This is a genomic window from Halomonas sp. KO116, from assembly GCF_000734975.2.
GTDB lineage: Bacteria > Pseudomonadota > Gammaproteobacteria > Pseudomonadales > Halomonadaceae > Vreelandella > Vreelandella glaciei.
Genome location: NZ_CP011052.1, coordinates 3,562,974 through 3,581,278, shown reverse-complemented (window position 1 = coordinate 3,581,278; position 18,305 = coordinate 3,562,974). Strand labels below are relative to the sequence as shown.

The following is an 18,305-nucleotide window of genomic DNA, read 5'->3' as shown; positions in this document are numbered from 1 at the left end:
CCCTCGGTACGATGAAACGCAAATGTTAAACAAAGGTCTTTCAGGAAGAGCACAAAGGCATGATGATAGCCTACCATGGCCTCCTGGATGGTAAGAATTCATTCGTTATTAACGACATAAGGAAACGACAATGCAACAAATTACCCGTGCGGGCGAGCCGCTGGATGTGGCTGGCACACTGCCTGCTAAAGATCAGGCAGCACCTGAAATGACACTGACCAACACTGAGCTGCAAGACGTTACGCTTGCGACCTATGCGGGCAAGCGTAAGGTGCTTAATATTATTCCCAGTGTGGATACGCCTACCTGCGCGATGTCGACGCGTCGCTTTAACGAACTGGCCTCTAACCTTGCTGACACCGTGGTATTGGTGGTTTCGGCTGATTTACCCTTCGCTGCCAAACGCTTTTGCGGTGCAGAAGGGCTGGATAACGTTGAAACGCTGTCTACTTTCCGTCACCCAGAGTTTCGTGAAGTCTGGGGCGTGGCGTTGTGTAATAACTCGATGGAGGGGCTGTGTGCCCGTGCGGTGGTGGTGCTGGATGCCGATAATCGCGTGCTACACAGTGAGTTGGTCAGCGAGCTGAAAAACGAACCAGATTACGACGCAGCGTTAGCCGTCTTGAGCTGACAGCGGGCGTTTTCTAGCATGACGTCGTGAAGCCGTCACCAGCGCGCGAATCAAGCGCTGCTGGGGGCGGTTGAAAATTAGCCACTCGGGGTGCCACTGCACGCCAATCAAAAATTCATGTTCACGTGACTCGATGCCCTGTACCAAGCCGTCCCGGTCGCGGGCGACAATTTCTATCCCCCTGCCTGCGCCATAAACAGCTTGGTGGTGCAGGCTGTTAACCCGGCACCATGTCACGCCGAGCAACCGGTGTAGCTTACTCGCGCCGACAATATCGACGGTTTTGCGCGGCAGTACCGTACGGCGTCGTTTTAGCCCTTCATGTGTGGTGTAAATATCCGGGTCTAGAGTGCCACCAAGGTGGACGTTGATTAATTGCGCCCCCCGGCAAATACCCAGTACGGGCGTATGCAGCGGAATGAACCGCTCAAGCAGCGCAAGCTCCAATTCATCCCGTGCCGGGTCGAGGCGTACATCCAGCTGCACTTCGCCGCCGTAAAGGTGGGCCTGAATATCATCTCCGCCACCAATGATTAAACCATCTAAATGGTCAGGCTGGTGGCGTGAAGGCGATAACCGCAGCGGTTTGCCGCCATGGCGCCAGACGGCGAACCAATCAAACCACCATGCTAAGTGGCTTTTGCGGTCAGAGGTGGTAATTCCGATAAGCGGCCGAGACATGCAGGTGGTTACTCACTGTGGCAAGAAATAAAGTTGAAAAATGTGAAGTTGAAAATAAGACATTAAAAAATTAGCGCTCACGACGCAGCCAACGGACCAGTTTTTCTTTTACGCGGGTCAGCATCGGTCGGTTATGTTCGGCAATATACTCAGCGCAGCGAGCGAGCAGCACCTCCGAGTTAGCGGCAAGTTTCTCAACTTCCACCCAGCGGTTCCACTCCATTGCCGAGCCCCAACCCGGTTGGGAAAGTTGGGCGTTGGGTAAGCGATAGTGAAAAGTGGGACGTGGTTTCGTGAGCTGAGCATGTAGCAACTCATGGCCATGGTCAGGGCGCAGATAAGCAAACAGCGGCAACATATCCAGCTCACGGTTGCGCGTTGGATTATGATGCAGGTAGTCGTCAATCAAGGTATCCAGATCAGGTGAGTAGCGGCTATCCAGGACCTTTAGCGCGTATGCTTTGTGAAAGGGGTTGGCATGGGGCAGCACCTCGCGGGTAATATCGACTTTAATTTCATCGCGCAGCCATCCGGCAAGTAATAAATACGCGCGCAGCATGGCAAGCAAATAGTCGGCATCAAAGCGCTCTACTTCAGGGTTTAGATGCAACCCGAACCCATACATCAAGCTAGCATCGGTGCCCTTGGCGCCGTGCTCTCGCAGTGCTTCAAACAGCGCGTCTAAATCTTCAAGTTCATTCCAGGGCACCGGCGGGCAAACAATTTCGGTAGGCACTAGGCCAGTGACCATATCACCAATCAGTTCGCGGGTTTTTTGATGGAACTGGATGCGTCGTTGGTGCTGGTGGCGCGCCCACTCGCTGTCTTGAGCGTGAGGGTCTTCCAGTAGGGCTTTGTCAGGGTGAGCGTACTGAGTGTCGAGTTCAATGCCAAATTCGCCCCAGCGGGTATTCTCTACTAGTAGCCGATGAGGGCTTACCACGTTAAGCTCCCCGCCAAACAGTTCACGTACGATCATCGCCGTGTCTCGAGGTGGCAGGCCAGCAAATTCAATTTCGACGCCAACCTGCCGGATATTCCCATGACTGTTTAAGCGGTTAGGTGGAGCTTGTAGCGTCATCTCGGCATCCTTGAGGTGAACGTTTAAGCATCCAGCCTATCATAGTCACGCGTTGAGGCTGAGTGCATTCCTAAGGGCTATAAACTAAAGCGGCGGTAAACGGTAAGCAGGACGCCATTCAGATTAATATTCAGGAGTAAGGCGTGCGACAGCACTGGTTAATTAGCGCGGTAATAGGCGTTGTCTTGTTTGTATTGGCGAGCCTAGTACTGACGAGCATGGCAATCACTCAGGCCCAGGCGCAAGTGGTGTCGATACCCGGTTTGGGGGGTGGCTCTGAGGAACAGGAAGTTGAGGTCAGCGGCGAAGAGTTCCAGGCCTCGTTAACTGATGTCATCACCATGCTTGAAAACGAGGAGCGGCGCACTGAGCTGCTCACGTCGCTGCGCGAGCTGCAGGTAACCGCAGATGCTGCCACCGAAGACGAGGGCGTGGTGCGCCAAGGGCTGCTGGGTGCCCTCGCCGATACGCTAAGCGACCTTGGCGATCAGGCGCAGGCAGGCGACTCACCGGTTGACCAATGGGCGCGCCAGCTGGTTCAGGGGGCGGACGATTTACGCGCCCTGAACGACGATGCCGACCAAGGCGAAGCCATTCGTGCGGTTGCTGAAGGAGCTGTCCTGGCCCTGGTTTGGATCGGGCTGCTGGTGGTAATGATTGCTTTCGGGCGCATGGTCGCTACCCGCCGAGAGTGGCCGCTGGATCTGCCTCGTGACCCCAAAGCCTGGTTAATGGCTGTGCACTTCTTACGCCGTATGCTGCCCTGGGCGTTGGCGTTTGCCTTCACGCTTGGCATTGGACAAGTGCTTCCGGACAGCCCAGGGCGGACGCTGGTGTTGGTGGTGGCCTATATCTGCCTATGCGGGCGGGCGCTGTCGGTGGTGTTTGAAACGGTCATCGCCTTCTTTAGTCGCGGCCACCGGTTTACGGCGGTTCAATTACTTCAGCAGCATGCCCTGCGTGGGATGTTTGTGATTGGTGCGTTGATTGCGCTTGGTGATGCGGTCAACTCAACCCGCTTGGTTGAGATGCTGGGCAGCGAACTGTCGAGCTTGGTCTCGGTGCTTTCCAACATGCTGGCGGCGCTGCTTTCAGCGCGGTTTATTCTTAAATTCAAACGCCCTGTGCGTCATTTGATTTGCAACCGACCGTTTAAACAACGCCGTGACGCCAGCACTGCGGTTGAGATGATCCGCTCGCTGGGTGGGCTATGGCACATTCCCGCGCTGCTACTGGTGAGTGGTTCACTACTGGCGATTTTTATTACCGTTGGCGATGTCGGCACTGCGCTGGCGCGCTCAATTATCTCTGCCAGCCTGCTGGTCCTTACGCTGGTAGTGACCGGGCTGCTGCGCCGTCAAGCGGAGCGGATGGGCAAGCGCCGTCATCGTCATCGTCAGAGCCAATACCGCAAACGCTTAGAGCGTTTCGGCTTTGTCCTCGCCCATATTTTTGCATGGATGGTATTTGCCGAGCTCTCGATGCAAGTGTGGGGCAGTTCGTTCTTTGGTCTGGGCCAACAAGCAGTCGCCAGTGCCCGCATTGGGCAAGCGCTGGTCAGTCTTGGCGCCACAGTGCTGTTGGCGTGGCTGGTGTGGATTTTTGCCGACACCGCCATTCAGCGGGCGCTTACCTCGTCGGCACGCTCGCGGGGGCGGCGGGTCAACCAGGCCCGGGCGCAAACCATCACGCCGATGATTCGCAACGTCATCTTTGTGACTATCTTGATTATTGCCGTCATCGCCGGCTTGGCGAACTTGGGTGTTAACGTGACACCGCTGTTAGCCGGTGCTGGTGTGATTGGTCTAGCGATTGGTTTTGGTGCCCAAACATTAGTGCAGGATTTAATCACCGGCATCTTTATTTTGATCGAAGATTCGCTGGCGGTAGATGACTTTGTGCAGATCAATAACCACATGGGCACGGTCGAGGGGCTGACGCTGCGCACGGTTCGCCTTCGCGACTTGGACGGGATCGTGCATATCATTACCTTTAGCCGCATTGAGTCGATTCATAATATGTCTCGGCAGTTCGGCATTGCGTTGATGCGTATCCGTATTCCGTTTGATATGAAAATCGACGATGCCATTACGCTGATGCAGGAAACCGCGCAGGAGCTGCGCCGTGACCCGATGATGCGTCACTACATCTGGTCACCACTGGAGATGCAGGGGGTTCAGGGATTTGAAGATGGCTGTCCCATCCTGCGTATGCGTTTTCGCACCGCGCCAGAAATGCAGTGGGATGTTTCGCGGGCGTTTAACTTGCTGCTCAAACAGCGCATGGAAGCTCAAGAGATTGACCTGGGTGTGCCGCGGCTCAGCATCAGTATGGAATCGCGCTCAGAAGACCGCATGGAGGCGACTGCGGGCACGTCGTTTTCGCTGGACAATGGTGCACCAGAAAGTGAGCAGGGTGAGTCAGACGCTGAGCAAGAAAGCGAAACAAACACAGACGATCATAAGAAACCCGCACCACCGAAGCCGGCACCCCGCCCAACCAAGGCAGAAATACGGCGCGATGAGCAGGCGCGCAAGCACGATGAAACGCCTAATCGCGCCGCGTCACACCGGCAAAAGCCCCCAGCACAAGGCAAGCCCCAGGCCGATACCTATGCCAGTACCGGCGGAGAACACGGCGATGAGTAACCACGGCCCGCGTAAGCGGCGCCAACGGTTATACAAAGAGACCGCGTGGTTAACGCGGTCAACCAGTTCGTCGTGACGCGAGATTGCATGATCGGGAGGCAGCGAAAAGTCATTCGCCACATCGCCTTGCCAGTGAGCGCCGTGGCTGAGTCCTAAGCGTGCGCGTAACCTGCCAATATCACTCTAATAACAGCAGCTCAAAGGGTGAAAAACGGGCAATGGACATTTCCTAGCTCCACAGATGAAGAGGCGGCAGTGATCTTGTGCAGCGCCATGATTATGTTAGCCATGGTATATCATCACGTTAGACAAAGGAGTAGGAGATTGGTGGGTTGATCAACGTTGAGCGTAAAAACAGCTTTCAGCTGCGTCTTACCCGTCGGCTCAAGGAAGAGACGTCGCATAACCTCGACGTCTATCTCTTTGTGCCTGGCGAGCTGGGCCTAAGTACTCAGCTTATCTCAGAGGAGGCTTTTTATCATGCCGCCATTCATGTATCGCGCACTTACTACAGTGACGAATACCTGCTGCCACTGGTGCATAGTCGGTTGGCCAGTCGCAATCGCCTGGGGAGTGACTCTTACCGGTTGAGTTTGAGCCTATACGCCTATCAATACGTGGAAGCGATGGAGCGCACCACGCAAGCGATGTTAGTAAGCGCCAATAAGTTACGTCATACCCGCCAACAACAGCGGGAAGAGAGTAGTGAAGAGCAAGAAAGTGCGGTTGCCTTACGTGACCAACTGCATGAAATGATCGACTTGAGTGACGGAATCCTCAAGCGCCTGCGACGCAATCAGCCGGATGACGAAAGCTTCAAAAAATACTTCGCCAATATTGATAACTACCTCTCCTGGTTTACCGAACAGCAATTACTGGCGTTAGTAGCGCATATGCCCCGTGGTGGTGAGTTTACTGAGATTCGTCGACGCTTTATCAGCGTGTGCCACCGGGAGGACGAACATCGCCGCGAACAACAATACAACGCCGAGCGAGTAATGGCGGACCCGACGCGCATGTCGAACAAAATGCGCCTACTGCGGCGTTTGATTGAACATCCGATTACGCTAAAGCAAGAGGCATTGGAATTGGGCGGCGGCGAGCAGAAAGCGGTCAAAGCCCTGGCCACGGCGGTGGTAATGGGGTTTGTGACATTAGGCGTGCTGCAGTTACGTAGCGCGTTAGGGGATCTTTCTGCGCTATTCGTGTTAGCCATGGCGCTGCTCTACGCCATGCGTGAAGTTTTTAAGGATGATTTGCGCAATACCCTTTGGCGCTTGCTGCGCAAAGGCCGTCCTAAGTGGCGTCGCCAGTATCTAGACCCCACGCGAAATGCCGTGGTGGGTCGCCAGCTGGAGTGGTTTGACTACAAGCGCTTCGCTTCGCTGAGTGATGACATCCAACAATTGCGCCGTCGCAAGGTGGCCCAGCGGGAAGAGGTAGTGCTGCACTACCGCTCAAGTTCACGTATGTCACCCACGCGCTTTTTAAGCGGCTATGAGCATACGCGCGAAACACTGAATTTGGATATTTCCATGCTCACGCGGCTAATGAGTAAAGGGAAGCACCACATCTATCGGCTTAAAGATGGCCAAGCAGTGCGTGAAAGCGTCGAACGCCGCCACCTGTTTAATCTGGTGATTCGTGAAACGGGCAGTGAAGACACGCCCTACCTTGCTCGCTGGAAAGTCGTGGTAAGTCGCTCAGGCATTGTTGATGTGGAGAAAGTGGAAGAGAGTAGTGCCACAGCGGCGAACAAACCAACCGGTAAGCAGGCATAAAGCTGCGCTAGATCAAATTAGTCTCAATGCGTTCTTTTAGATAGCCAGCCGGCATAGGCAAATTTCCAGTAGCGAACTAGGCTCAAAGAGAAGGCAGGGCGAACTGCCACTGCGGCTTAGCCTTAACGAATCAGTCTCAACGTGTCAGATTTAAGTCCAAGGGCGAGTTGCGTAAGGCTGATTTAAAGGGGGCTAGGCGCCAGGAGAAGAGCCATGCAAGCTATTGATATCATGACACCCAAAGTGGTGAGTGTGGGACCCGATACGGAAGTGCGTGACATTGCGCAACTGCTGCTTAAACACCGTATCAGCGCTGTGCCTGTCGTCGATGGCGATCACCGGGTGATCGGCATTGTCAGTGAAGGCGATTTGATGCGCCGGGTAAAAGATGACAGTGACCACGGTCACTCATGGTGGTTATCGCTATTTACGGGCGGCAAGGATGCTGGCGACTATGTCAAGACGCATGGTCGTAAAGCCCACGAAGTGATGACGCCAGATCCACTGACCGTGGAAGAGAACACGCCACTGCATACCATTGCGCGAATGCTGGAAAAGCACCACATCAAACGTGTACCCGTCGTGCGTGAAGGTAAGTTGGTGGGGATCGTCAGCCGCGCTAATCTGCTGCAAGGAATTGCCAATGCGGCGGTAGCGCCGACTCAGTCACCCTCGGACGATCGACAAATTCGTGAGGCTATTCTCAAAGAGGTTGAGAATAATACCGGCGTACAAGTCGAAGGCATTAGCGTGATTGTTGATGGCGGTGCTGTAGAGGTCTGGGGGCTGGTCGAGTCGCTTGAGCAGAAGCAGGCGGTGACGGTCGCAGCAGAAAATGTGGCTGGGGTAACTCGCGTCGAAAACCATCTAGGGATGATGCCGCGGGGCGTGGGGTATATGTGACCTTCAGCCCGCTATTTTAATAGCGGGCTTTTCCTTCCTTACTCTCTTAAGCACTCTCTTAAACACGCTCTTAAACCACTGCTTTAATCGCCTGCTCTAAGCTGTTCACGCTGCGCTCTGTGTGGTGCAGCTTATCTAGGCCAAACAGGCCTATGCGGAAGGTTTGGAAGTTATCGCCTTCATCGCACATTAACGGCACACCGCCCGCTACTTGCACGCCCGCTTGGGCAAGTTTGCCCACTAAGCCGCTATCGTCGCTATAGCACACCACCACACCCGGTGCTTCAAAGCCTTCCGCAGCCACGCTCACAAAACCGTGGCGCTTAAGCATGGCACGGACTTCACGGCCAATCGCTTGCTGCTCCTCTTTCACCTTGGCAAAGCCGTAAGAGCGGGTCTCCTGCATGATATCCCGCAACTGCCGCAGCGCATCGGTAGGCATCGTGGCGTGGTAGGCGTGCCCGCCGTTCTCATAGGCTTGCATGATGCTGTGCCACTTGCCCAGGTCGCAGGCAAAGCTGTTGCTCTGGGTGTCACTCAAGCGCTGCGTGGCGCGTTCTGAGAGCATGACCATGGCGCAGCAGGGCGAACCGCTCCAGCCTTTTTGCGGCGCACTTACCACCACGTCAATGCCCAGTGCCTGCATATCCACCCACAGGGTGCCAGCGGCAATGGCGTCTAACACAAACAGGCCGCCTACCTCGCGAGTGGCCTTGGCGAGCGCTTGAATATAGTTATCTGGAAGCAGCAAACCAGCGGAGGTTTCGACTTGCGGGGCGAACACCACGGCGGGTTTTTCGCTACGAATTTGCGCCACGGCCTCATCAATGGGAACCGGCTGGAAAGGCGAATGCGAGTCATCGGCATTCAGCCGTCGCGCCTTAAGCACCGTGTGCTGGTCGGTTAAACGGCCCATCTCGATAATTTGCGTCCAGCGGTAGCTAAACCAACCGTTGCGGATGACCAATGTTTTCTGATCAATGGCAAACTGCCGCGCGACGGCTTCCATACCAAAGGTGCCGCTGCCGGGAACGATGATGGCCGAGTGAGCGTTGTAGACCTCTTTCAGCGTGGCCGATATATCGCGCATCACACCTTGAAATTGCTGCGACATATGGTTCAGCGAGCGGTCCGTGTAGACCACTGAGTACTCAAGCAAGCCGTCAGGGTCGACGTTGGGCAGTAAACCAGCCATGGCGTTCTCCAAATAAATACAGTGCTCTCATCGGCACACTTCATCAAAAATATACAGTGGCTGCTAAGAGTACGAGCAATATATGCACAAAACCAGCCCGAGTGGGGCTGGTTTTGAAAGCCAAGCGGGCTGACTTAGCGTGGCGGCAACTGCTCTGGCCCAAAGGCGTCGGGCAGCAGCGTTTCCATGGTGTAGGTTTTCATCAATTCGCCACTGCCGGAAAGAACCTTGATTTGTGTCTCTGGGGTCGCGAACTCACGAATCCGCTGACGGCAGTCGCCGCAGGGCGTGCAGAGGTGATCGCCAGGGCCCATCACGTAGACGGTCGCCAGCTGGCGCTGCCCGGCAGTGATCATGGCGGAAATGGCCGAAGCTTCGGCGCAGAGACCTTTGTAGTGCGCCACCTCCACGTTAGTGCCCGCAAACTGATGACCGTCAGGGGTTACCATCACAGAGGCCACCGGGTGCGCGGAGTAGGGCACATAGGCGTTAGCCCGCGCGCTGAATAACTTCTCAACGATCTCTTCTGATACTTCATCCGTTTGCTGACTCATCACAACTTCCTCTTAAGCGCGGGCTTCGTCGTCGCGTAACACGGTGTCCAAAGCAATCAGCATCATGTCGTCAAAGGTGGTTTGACGGTCTGCGCTGGAGAGCGAGTCGCCTTTCAGGATGTGATCCGACACGGTGCAGATAGTCATGGCGCGGGCGCCGAACTCAGCGGCGACGCCGTAAAGACCTGCGGCTTCCATCTCGACGCCGACAATGCCGTAGCGTTTGAGCATTTCAGCCATGTCGGTTTGCGGGTTGTAGAACAGGTCCACTGAGAAAATGTTGCCCACTTTGACCGGCACGTTTTTAGCCTTGGCGGCGGCAACCGCGTGCTGGGTCAGTTCAAAGTCGGCAATGGCGGCGAAGTCGTGGTCGTTAAAGCGCATACGATTGACCTTGGAGTCGGTGCTGGCGCCCATGCCGATGACCACATCGCGTACGTTAACGTCGTCGCGCACCGCGCCGCAGGAGCCCACGCGAATCAGCGATTTAACGCCGTAGTCGGTGATCAGCTCTTTGGCGTAGATGGAGACCGACGGAATGCCCATGCCGTGGCCCATCACGGAAATCTCGCGGCCTTTATAGGTGCCGGTATAACCAAACATGTTGCGCACGTCGTTGACCTGGCGAACGTTCTCCAGGTAAGTGTCGGCAATGTACTTGGCGCGCAGCGGGTCGCCGGGCATCAGCACGGTATCAGCGAAATCGCCCATCTCGGCATTAATATGTGGGGTAGCCATCAAAGGTCTCCTTTAAGCGGCGCTAGCTTTTAAGCGGCGTCAGGTAAAAAGCTTGTGCCATCGGCCATTGCCGGTAGCAGGAAAAAGTCGGCCAGGGTTTGGCCAATATCGGCGAAGGTGCCGCGCTCGCCCAGCGGGCCGGGAGTAAAGCCGGGGCCGTGTACCAGGATGGGGATATACTCGCGGGTGTGCTCGGTGCCGTGCCAGCTGGGGTCGCAGCCGTGATCGGCGGTGAGAATCAGCAGATCATCTTCGCTTAGCGCCGCCAGCAGCTTAGGCAGCTTGGCGTCGAAATCTTCCAGCGCGGCAGCATAGCCCGGCACGTCTCGGCGGTGGCCATAGACCGAGTCAAAATCGACAAAGTTGGTCATGATCATGGCGCGCTCGCCTTCGTCGCGTTGGCCAGTGCGCTCGATCTCTTTGAGCGTGGCGTCCATCAGCGCGTCGTGGCCGCTGGCTTTTACCTTGTGGGTAATGCCGCAGTGGGCGTAGATATCGGCAATTTTACCAATCGAGACCACTTCACCGCCGGCATCATCAAGCTTTTGCAGCACGGTGGGCGAGGGCGGCTCAACGCTGTAGTCGCGGCGGTTGCCGGTGCGGGCGAAGGTGTTACTGTCTTCGCCGATAAACGGACGCGCAATGACGCGGCCAATGTTGTAAGGCTCTAGCAGCTCGCGGACGGTTTCGCACAGCTTATAAAGCCGTTCAAGGCCGAAATGCTCTTCGTGAGCGGCGATCTGAAACACCGAATCCGCCGAGGTATAAACGATGGGTTTGCCGGTGGCTATGTGCTCTTCACCCAGGCGAGCGATGATCTCGGTGCCCGAAGCGTGGCAGTTGCCAATCACGCCAGTGAGGCCGGCTTCCTGGACGATGGCGTCGAGCAGCTCAAGAGGGAAACTGTCGGTTTTATCCAGAAAGTAGCCCCACTCAAAGCGCACCGGGACACCGGCAATTTCCCAGTGGCCGGAGGGAGTATCTTTGCCGCTGGAAATCTCTTTGGCGTGGGCGTAAGCCCCTTCCAGACTTTCCGGCAGCGTGACGCCTTCGGCAACGCTGCCTGTGGCATCGCGGTGGGCGTGAAACAGCCCCAGCTTGGTCATGTTGGGCAGCTTGAGTGGCCCTGAACGATTGGCGGTATCCGCTTCGCCACGGGCACAAGCGGCGGCGATATGGCCCAGGGTGTCGGAGCCTTCATCGCCGAAGGTCGCGGCGTCCGGGGCGGCGCCAATCCCAAATGAATCGAGTACCAGTAATATCGCGCGGCTCATAAGGCTTCTCCACGGAAGGTGTCTTGCAGCAGAGTGTCGGCGCTGGCCGTCCCTTCGCCAATCGTAAACGCCGCGCGCAGCTGCTCGGCGGCACGCTCGGCGGCGGCGTCACTGCGGGCGTGCACCATGGCGATGGGGCGCTGGCTATCCACGCTCTCGCCGATTTCGACGATGTTAGTGAAGCCAACGCTGTGATCGACGCTAGCATCGTTACGCAGGCGGCCACCGCCCAGTTCCACCACGCTCATGCCTACAGCGCGGGTATCGATGCGCTGGACCACACCTGCTTGCTCGGCATACACGGGTTTAATCACGTCGGCCTTGGCCAGGTAGTGATCTGAGCGCTCCATAAAGTCGCTGGGGCCGCCGAGTTCGCGCACCATGCGGGCGAACACTTCCGCGGCAGCGCCGGAGGTCAGCGCTTTCTCAAGCTTAGTTAGTGCTTCTTCACGTGAGCCAGCCAGCTTGCCGGCGATCAGCATCTCTACCGCCAGCTCGCGGGTGACTTGCATCACACGGCTGTTGGGGCGGTCGCCACGCAGCAAGGCCAGTGTCTCGACGATTTCAACGGCGTTACCAGCGCAGGGCGCTAGCGGCTGGCTCATATCGGTCAGCAGGGCAGTCGTGGGCGTGCCCGCCTGGGTGGCCACATTGGCGATGCTTTTGGCCAACTCGCGGGACTTTTCCGGCGTAGGCATAAAAGCGCCACTACCGACTTTAACGTCCATCACCAGCGCATCCAGCCCGGAGGCCAGCTTCTTGCCTAGAATAGAGGCGGTAATCAGCGGAATCGATTCCACCGTGGCGGTCACATCACGCACGCCGTAGATGCGCTTGTCGGCAGGTGCCAAATCACCGGTTTGGCCGATAATTGCCACGCCGGTGGATTTCACCACCTCGCGGAAGCGCTCTGGTGCGGGGTAGGGGTCGTAGCCGGGGATCGATTCGAGCTTATCCAGGGTGCCGCCGGTGTGGCCCAGGCCACGACCGGAGATCATCGGTACAAAGGCGCCGCAGGCGGCGACCCAGGGGCCGAGCACCAGCGAAACCAAATCGCCCACGCCGCCGGTGGAGTGCTTATCGACAATCGGGCCAGGCAGGTTCAAATCGCTCCACTGCATCACATGGCCGGAGTCACGGGTCGCGGTGGTCAGCGCAACGACTTCTTCACGGCTCATGCCGTTGAGAAACACCGCCATGGTGAAGGCGCCAATCTGGGCGTCGCTGATGCGGTCATCGGCAATGCCCTGCACAAACGCTTTGATCTCTTCCGCGGGCAGCAGCTGGTTATCACGCTTAAGGCGAATCAGCTCCTGGGGCAGCAACGCGTGTTGGGTTACATTGGCAGACATTAGTAACCTCCTTGGCCTTGGGGTGCCGCGCTGGTGCTGCCGGTCAACGTAGCTAGCAGATTGCCCAGCAGGCTAGAGGCCCCAAAGCGGAAGTGCGCGGGGGTTACCCAGCCTTGGCCCATAATATCGTTGGCAAGGGCTAGATATTCCGCCGCGTCTTCGGCGGTTTTGACGCCACCTGCTGCTTTAAAACCAACGTCTTGGCCACTGGCCTTGATGGCCTTGAGCATAATCTCGGCGGCTTCCAGCGTAGCGTTAACGGCTACTTTGCCGGTCGAGGTTTTAATAAAATCAGCGCCGCCTTCAATAGCGAGTTCGCTGGCGCGTTTAATCAGCGCGGGCTCTTTAAGCTCGCCGGACTCAATAATCACTTTGAGCAGCGCTTGGCCAGCGCAGGCCGCTTTGCACATTTCAACCAGCTCAAGGCCGGTCTCTTCGTCGCCTGCCATCAACGCGCGGTAGGGAAAGACCACATCAACTTCATGGGCGCCGGAGGCAACCGCATCGCGGGTTTCACGGGCGGCAGCCATAATGTCGTCGTCGCCGTTGGGGAAGTTGGTGACCGTGGCAATTTTAACTTGGTTATCGAGCTTATGCGCGGTAAGCGCGCGCTGGGCAGTAACGATAAACTGCGGGTAGACACAAACGGCAGCAGGGGTGCCAAAGGGCGTTTTTACCTGCTGACACAGCGCTTCGATGGTGCTGTCGGTGTCGCTATCGTTCAGGCTCGTTAGATCCATGAGGGTGAGTGCTTGGCGGGCGGCTTGGGCAATATGGGGGGAGGCGGTCGCAGTCATGGAGTTCTCACAAATCAGTAAAAGATAAAAACGGGCACTGCGGATAAAGCCGCAGTGCCCGTCACCTTCAGTAAACCCCGCTGCGTTAAGCAGTGGCGTTACTTAGGGCAATAAAGAAGCCAGCAATTGAGGCCGACATCAAGTTGGACAGTGTACCGGCCAATACGGCTTTGACACCAAAGCGGGCAATCTCTTTACGGCGAGTCGGTGCAATGCTGCCCAAACCACCCAACAGAATCGCAATGGAGGAGAGGTTAGCAAAGCCACACAGCGCAAAAGAGAGGATCGCCATGGTGTGCGGTGTCATCATCTGACCTGTCGCCGCCACCACCTGTTCCCCATCAATGTAGGGCGCTAGGTTGATATAGGCGACAAATTCGTTGACCACCAGTTTTTGACCGATGAACGAGCCGGCCAGCGTAGCTTCTTCCCAGGGTACACCTAAAAGGAACGCCAGCGGGGCGAACAGCCAGCCCAAGATTAGTTCCAGGCTAAGCGATTCAAAGCCCATCCAGCCGCCAACGCCGCCGAGAATGCCATTAATCAAAGCGATTAAGCCGATGAAGGCGAGCAGCATGGCGCCCACGTTGGCGGCCAGCATTAAGCCCGAGGTAGCGCCGGAGGCCGCCGCATCCAGCACGTTGGCGGGCTTATCTTCCTGGGCTTCAATTTCTTCTTCTACCTTGGAAACGCTGTCGCTATCGGACACATCCTGGGTTTCCGGCATGATCAGCTTGGCGAACAGCAACCCGCCCGGTGCCGCCATAAAGGAGGCTGCTACCAAATACTCCATGGGAATACCCAGCGCGGCGTAACCCGCCAAGACTGAACCGGCGACCGACGCCAGACCACCACACATCACCGCAAACAATTGCGACGGCGTCATGCGGGCGATAAACGGACGCACCACCAGCGGCGCTTCGGTTTGCCCGACGAAGATATTGGCCGTTGCAGAGAGCGATTCAGTACGCGAAGTGCCTAGTGCTTTCTGTAGTGCGCCACCCAGAATGCGAATGACCCACTGCATAATGCCGATGTAGTAGAGCACGGCGATCAGCGAGGAGAAGAAGATAATCACCGGCAGTACTTTGATGGCAAACACAAAGCCGACGTTATCCACATCGGCTAAGCCGCCGAACAGAAAGCCGATACCGTCATTGGCATACACCAAAATTTGGCTAACGCCAGAGGAGATGGCCTGCAGCACCGCCTGACCGAAGGGCACGTAAAGTACAAAGGCACCGATACCCGCCTGGATAGCAAAGGCGCCCAGCACGGTACGTAGCCGGATCGATTTACGGTCGTAAGAGAAGATCAGGGCAATGGCCACCAGAGTGACCATACCCACCAAGCTCATAAGGAGTGTCATAGGGGGATCCTTCGCGTCAGCGCGTAAGTAACGTTTTTATAGACAGTAACGCGTTTAAAGTAAGTTGAGCTTGACGGAGTAGATCATCGCATTCTGATAATCATTGGGGGTGCCCAATTTGTTATCAGAGTAGCGATACTGAATACCGGTGGTGATCAATTCACTCGGATGCCACCATAGGCTCAGTGCACCGTTGGTGCCTACACTGCCTGCTGTATCGCCAACGTAATTTTGCTCCAGATAATCGTCATCACGGCCAAACGTTTGCTCGTGCCAGTTGGTGACGCTGAAGTTCTGGTTGAGCGCCGAGAAATCATACCCCGCGACCCAGCCAGCCATGAAGCCGTTCATGCCGGTATAGCTGTTACTTTGCACCCGCGCCGCGCCAATAAAGGGTTTAAACCACAGGCCGTTATCGAAGGTGGTGCGGTAGCCTAAACCCAGAATCTGATCCTGCTCGCGGCTTTCGTACCCGTAATCACGGAAGTCGTAAAGGTGGGCATAAATCGACAGCGGGCTGTCGCCCAGATAAATGTGCGAGGTTATTTTACCCGCGGTTCGGAAGTTGTCTTGGCCACCGCTGGACTCATCGAACTGGTCATGGGTGGGGTTCTCGAAATCAAAGAAGCCGTAAAATTCGCCCCAGCTAAAGCCAGCGCCGCCTTCAATTTCGAGAAACATAAAGTCGCTTTTCGCCGCGTTAGAGGCGGTGCGTGCTTCGGTGCCGTTCGACCAATCGAGATAGTTGACCGAGACATTGGCAAACGACCACAGCCGGTCAAGCGGGTGGGGCTGAGCGTCGTCTGCAAATGCTGGAGTGACTAGGGCAGTACTTGTCAGTAAAGCGCCAGCACTAAGGGTGACAAGCGATGAAGAGCGAGTGTGTTTTCGAGCAGTCATGTAAGCCTCAACGGGGGTTGTCGCGGAGCCATTTGAGTGTGGCTATCCGTGGTTATAATCGTGCGGGCTGGCGTTAATGTTAAAATTATAACATTTAGTGTTATTTTTCTAACGCTGATTTGCAAGTATTGTCACATCAACGCTATTTAAATGTCATATCGCTATCGTAAGCATCACGAATAGCGTTAATGGTCGCTGTTCCAGTGGAAATTCCGTCGCTGCTCGCTCAGCATAGAAACGCAACAAGAGGCAGCATGAAGGCTTATGTTGCGCTAATCACAACAAGAGGGGTTGATAAGGAGATGCCCACCATGAATGGCCGCAGCGCTCAGCGCCTTGCCAAACTTCAGGAAGCGCTAGCCAGTGGCGGCACTCTTCATCTGCGCGATGCTGCAGAGCTGTGCGATGTATCGGAGATGACCATCCGCCGCGATCTCACTACCCAGCCTACTGCGATGAGCCTGCTGGGCGGGCGCTTGGTGATGGCGAACTATCCTGGTGTCACTCCGATTTACGACTTAACCGAGCAGCAGGCTAGCCACTATCAGGCGAAGTATCGCCTTTGCCAGCGAGTACTCGCCTTTATTGAAGAGGGCGATACGCTGTTTATTGACTGTGGCTCGACGCTGATTCCGTTGCTGAGTCAGTTAAGTCACTTTCGTGAACTGACGGTGGTGACCTATGCACTCAACGTCGCCAATGCCGTTGCCGCCTTGCCCAACGTACGCCTTGTGCTACTGGGCGGGTTGTTTTATGCCGCTTCACAATCATTTGGCAGCGACAATATGGCCGCCGCCATTGAACGATTGGGCATCAATAAAGCATTGATTTCCGCGGCGGGGGTGGATTTGGAGCGCGGCGTAAGCTGTTTCCACTTTCACGAAGTAGCGCCTAAACAGGCCGCCATTGCCACCGCGATGCAGCGCTTGCTGGTAGTGGATGCCAGCAAGTTTGGCGTGGTGCGACCGGCTTATTTCGCAGCCCTAAATGATTTTGATGTAGTTGTTACCGACGAAGAGGGTGCGCCGCAACTGCTAGGGGGACATGGTCGCGATGTGCCAGTGGTAACCGTGGCGTAGAGGTTTTTCGCTTGCCTATCCCCGTCAATAGCTTGGGTGCGGCAATGCGCCACTTCTTTCATGATCTAGATCAATAGAAAATACTTTCGTCTTACTTGCTGTTGCTTTTAAAGCTTAGGCGAGCAAGACCCGCCGCTGTTCCCACTTGGCGGCGCATATTCTTCCCGGAGCAGTGACGCTCAGTGCACTACGCATGTTCTTGTGCTCGTAGGAGCATGTTTTGGGAAGAGTATGGGGTGATAGTTAGCCTGCTATATAGAGGCTAGTGTTTATTGAACATTTCACGAGATCACACCATGCAACGACGCTCTCTATGGCGCAGGCGAGGCACTTTGGTGCTCCTTGCGCTGTGTCTGTTTCTGGCAGGCTGTAGTTCGGCCCTGTTAGACCCGAAAGGCCAAGTTGGTGCTGAGCAGCGCTCGCTGATCCTCACCTCCTTTGGCTTGATGTTGATTGTCGTCATTCCTGTTATTGCGATGACGCTGCTATTTGGCTGGCGGTATCGGCGTAGTAACAGCGTAGCGAAATACCTGCCTGACTGGGCACACTCCAACGCAATTGAAGCGGTGATCTGGATCGTGCCCTGCGCGATTATCGCGGTGCTTGCGCTGTTGACCTGGAAAACATCGCATAGCCTGGATCCACACAAGCCGTTGGAAAGCGACGTAGCGCCGATTGAGATTCAGGCGGTGGCGTTAGATTGGAAATGGTTGTTTATCTATCCCGAGCAGGGCGTGGCGAGCGTTAATGAAGTAGCCTTTCCCGTCGACACTCCAGTGCGCTTTCGCGTTAGCTCGGGTTCGGTCATGAATGCCTTCTTCATTCCCCATCTTGGTAGCCAAATCTACGCCATGGCGGGCATGGATAACGATGTTTATCTGATTGCCGATGAAATGGGCAGCTACCCAGGTCGCTCTACCAATTACAGTGGCGCGGGCTTCTCGGGTATGACCTTTGAAGCCAAGGTGACTACCCCCGGCGAGTTTGATGACTGGGTTGAAACCGTGCGCGGTGCCTCTGAAACGCTGACTTACCCTGAAGGCTACGAAGCGCTGGCGGAACCTAGCGAATCGCACCCAGTAGAGTACTTCTCTGCGATCTCACCAGCCCTATACGAAAGCATTTTGAAAAGCTTTCACACGGGCGGTGAGCACGAGATGGACAGCGATCACTCAATGGGCAGCGACCACGCTGACTCTTCCGATGGTGATAACGCACCTAGCACCCATCAAGCGGCCGCATCTGGTCACCACACCGATAACCATGCTAATCAGGATCATGCTATGCGCACACATCCTGCTAGCGTTGAAGCAGGGGGTTAA

Annotated in this window: 16 protein-coding genes; 6 read left to right on the top strand and 10 right to left on the bottom strand. The window is 56.0% G+C overall.

Features of this window, described 5'->3' with window-relative positions; translation table 11 throughout:
• Positions 1–130 precede the first annotated feature (130 nt).
• Positions 131–631, top strand: a complete 501-nt coding sequence (tpx, locus tag KO116_RS16475; RefSeq protein ID WP_035559281.1) for a thiol peroxidase — start codon at positions 131–133, stop codon at positions 629–631.
• On the opposite strand, the gene KO116_RS16470 is transcribed toward tpx, so the two are convergent.
• Both KO116_RS16470 and KO116_RS16465 read right to left on the bottom strand, forming a co-directional pair.
• Positions 614–1,312 carry a gamma-glutamyl-gamma-aminobutyrate hydrolase family protein gene (locus KO116_RS16470; RefSeq protein WP_035559285.1) on the bottom strand — a complete coding sequence of 233 codons (699 nt, stop codon included), beginning with the start codon at positions 1,310–1,312 and terminating at the stop codon, positions 614–616. The genes tpx and KO116_RS16470 overlap by 18 nt on opposite strands.
• 70 nt (positions 1,313–1,382) lie before the next feature.
• The gene (locus KO116_RS16465) at positions 1,383–2,393 is read right to left on the bottom strand and encodes an amidoligase family protein (RefSeq protein WP_035559288.1); all 1,011 of its coding nucleotides are present in this window, start codon (positions 2,391–2,393) and stop codon (positions 1,383–1,385) included.
• A 143-nt stretch (positions 2,394–2,536) separates the two neighbouring features.
• On the opposite strand from KO116_RS16465, the gene KO116_RS16460 reads away from it, so the two are divergent.
• The 3 genes from KO116_RS16460 to KO116_RS16450 all read left to right on the top strand — a co-directional run bounded on the left by KO116_RS16460 (position 2,537) and on the right by KO116_RS16450 (position 7,725).
• On the top strand, positions 2,537–5,041 hold the full coding sequence (locus KO116_RS16460) for a mechanosensitive ion channel family protein (RefSeq protein WP_035559291.1): 2,505 nt from the start codon (positions 2,537–2,539) through the stop codon (positions 5,039–5,041).
• Positions 5,042–5,373: 332 nt separating this feature from the next.
• A complete protein-coding gene (locus KO116_RS16455; RefSeq protein ID WP_035559294.1) occupies positions 5,374–6,822 on the top strand; it encodes a hypothetical protein in 1,449 nt (482 codons plus the stop codon).
• A 213-nt stretch (positions 6,823–7,035) separates the two neighbouring features.
• On the top strand, positions 7,036–7,725 hold the full coding sequence (locus KO116_RS16450) for a CBS domain-containing protein (RefSeq protein ID WP_035559297.1): 690 nt from the start codon (positions 7,036–7,038) through the stop codon (positions 7,723–7,725).
• 70 nt (positions 7,726–7,795) lie between these two features.
• Here the strand turns inward: KO116_RS16450 and KO116_RS16445 are convergent, their stop codons facing one another.
• The 8 genes from KO116_RS16445 to KO116_RS16410 all read right to left on the bottom strand — a co-directional run bounded on the left by KO116_RS16445 (position 7,796) and on the right by KO116_RS16410 (position 15,904).
• The gene (locus KO116_RS16445) at positions 7,796–8,920 is read right to left on the bottom strand and encodes an aminotransferase class V-fold PLP-dependent enzyme (protein ID WP_035559300.1); all 1,125 of its coding nucleotides are present in this window, start codon (positions 8,918–8,920) and stop codon (positions 7,796–7,798) included.
• Between the two features lie 134 nt (positions 8,921–9,054).
• Positions 9,055–9,474 (bottom strand): cytidine deaminase, encoded by a 420-nt coding sequence (gene cdd / locus KO116_RS16440; protein ID WP_035559303.1) that lies wholly within the window; start codon positions 9,472–9,474, stop codon positions 9,055–9,057.
• Between the two features lie 12 nt (positions 9,475–9,486).
• Positions 9,487–10,212: a purine-nucleoside phosphorylase gene (gene deoD / locus KO116_RS16435; RefSeq protein WP_035559306.1), complete on the bottom strand. Its 726-nt coding sequence runs from the start codon at positions 10,210–10,212 to the stop codon at positions 9,487–9,489.
• Between the two features lie 29 nt (positions 10,213–10,241).
• Entirely contained in the window at positions 10,242–11,486 is a 1,245-nt protein-coding gene (locus KO116_RS16430; protein ID WP_035559310.1) for a phosphopentomutase, read from the bottom strand.
• Complete coding sequence (gene deoA, locus KO116_RS16425; RefSeq protein ID WP_035559313.1) at positions 11,483–12,838, bottom strand: thymidine phosphorylase; 1,356 nt, start codon at positions 12,836–12,838, stop codon at positions 11,483–11,485. The genes KO116_RS16430 and deoA overlap by 4 nt, the downstream gene beginning before the upstream one ends.
• Entirely contained in the window at positions 12,838–13,635 is a 798-nt protein-coding gene (deoC, locus tag KO116_RS16420) for a deoxyribose-phosphate aldolase (RefSeq protein WP_035559316.1), read from the bottom strand. The genes deoA and deoC overlap by 1 nt, the downstream gene beginning before the upstream one ends.
• Before the next feature lie 85 nt (positions 13,636–13,720).
• Positions 13,721–15,004: a NupC/NupG family nucleoside CNT transporter gene (locus KO116_RS16415; RefSeq protein WP_035559319.1), complete on the bottom strand. Its 1,284-nt coding sequence runs from the start codon at positions 15,002–15,004 to the stop codon at positions 13,721–13,723.
• 54 nt (positions 15,005–15,058) lie between these two features.
• On the bottom strand, positions 15,059–15,904 hold the full coding sequence (locus KO116_RS16410) for an outer membrane protein OmpK (protein ID WP_052703787.1): 846 nt from the start codon (positions 15,902–15,904) through the stop codon (positions 15,059–15,061).
• 311 nt (positions 15,905–16,215) lie between these two features.
• Here KO116_RS16410 and KO116_RS16405 point away from each other — a divergent pair, with 311 nt between their 5' ends.
• Both KO116_RS16405 and cyoA read left to right on the top strand, forming a co-directional pair.
• Complete coding sequence (locus tag KO116_RS16405; RefSeq protein ID WP_035559322.1) at positions 16,216–16,983, top strand: DeoR/GlpR family DNA-binding transcription regulator; 768 nt, start codon at positions 16,216–16,218, stop codon at positions 16,981–16,983.
• Positions 16,984–17,279: 296 nt separating this feature from the next.
• Entirely contained in the window at positions 17,280–18,305 is a 1,026-nt protein-coding gene (gene cyoA, locus KO116_RS16400; RefSeq protein WP_035559326.1) for a ubiquinol oxidase subunit II, read from the top strand.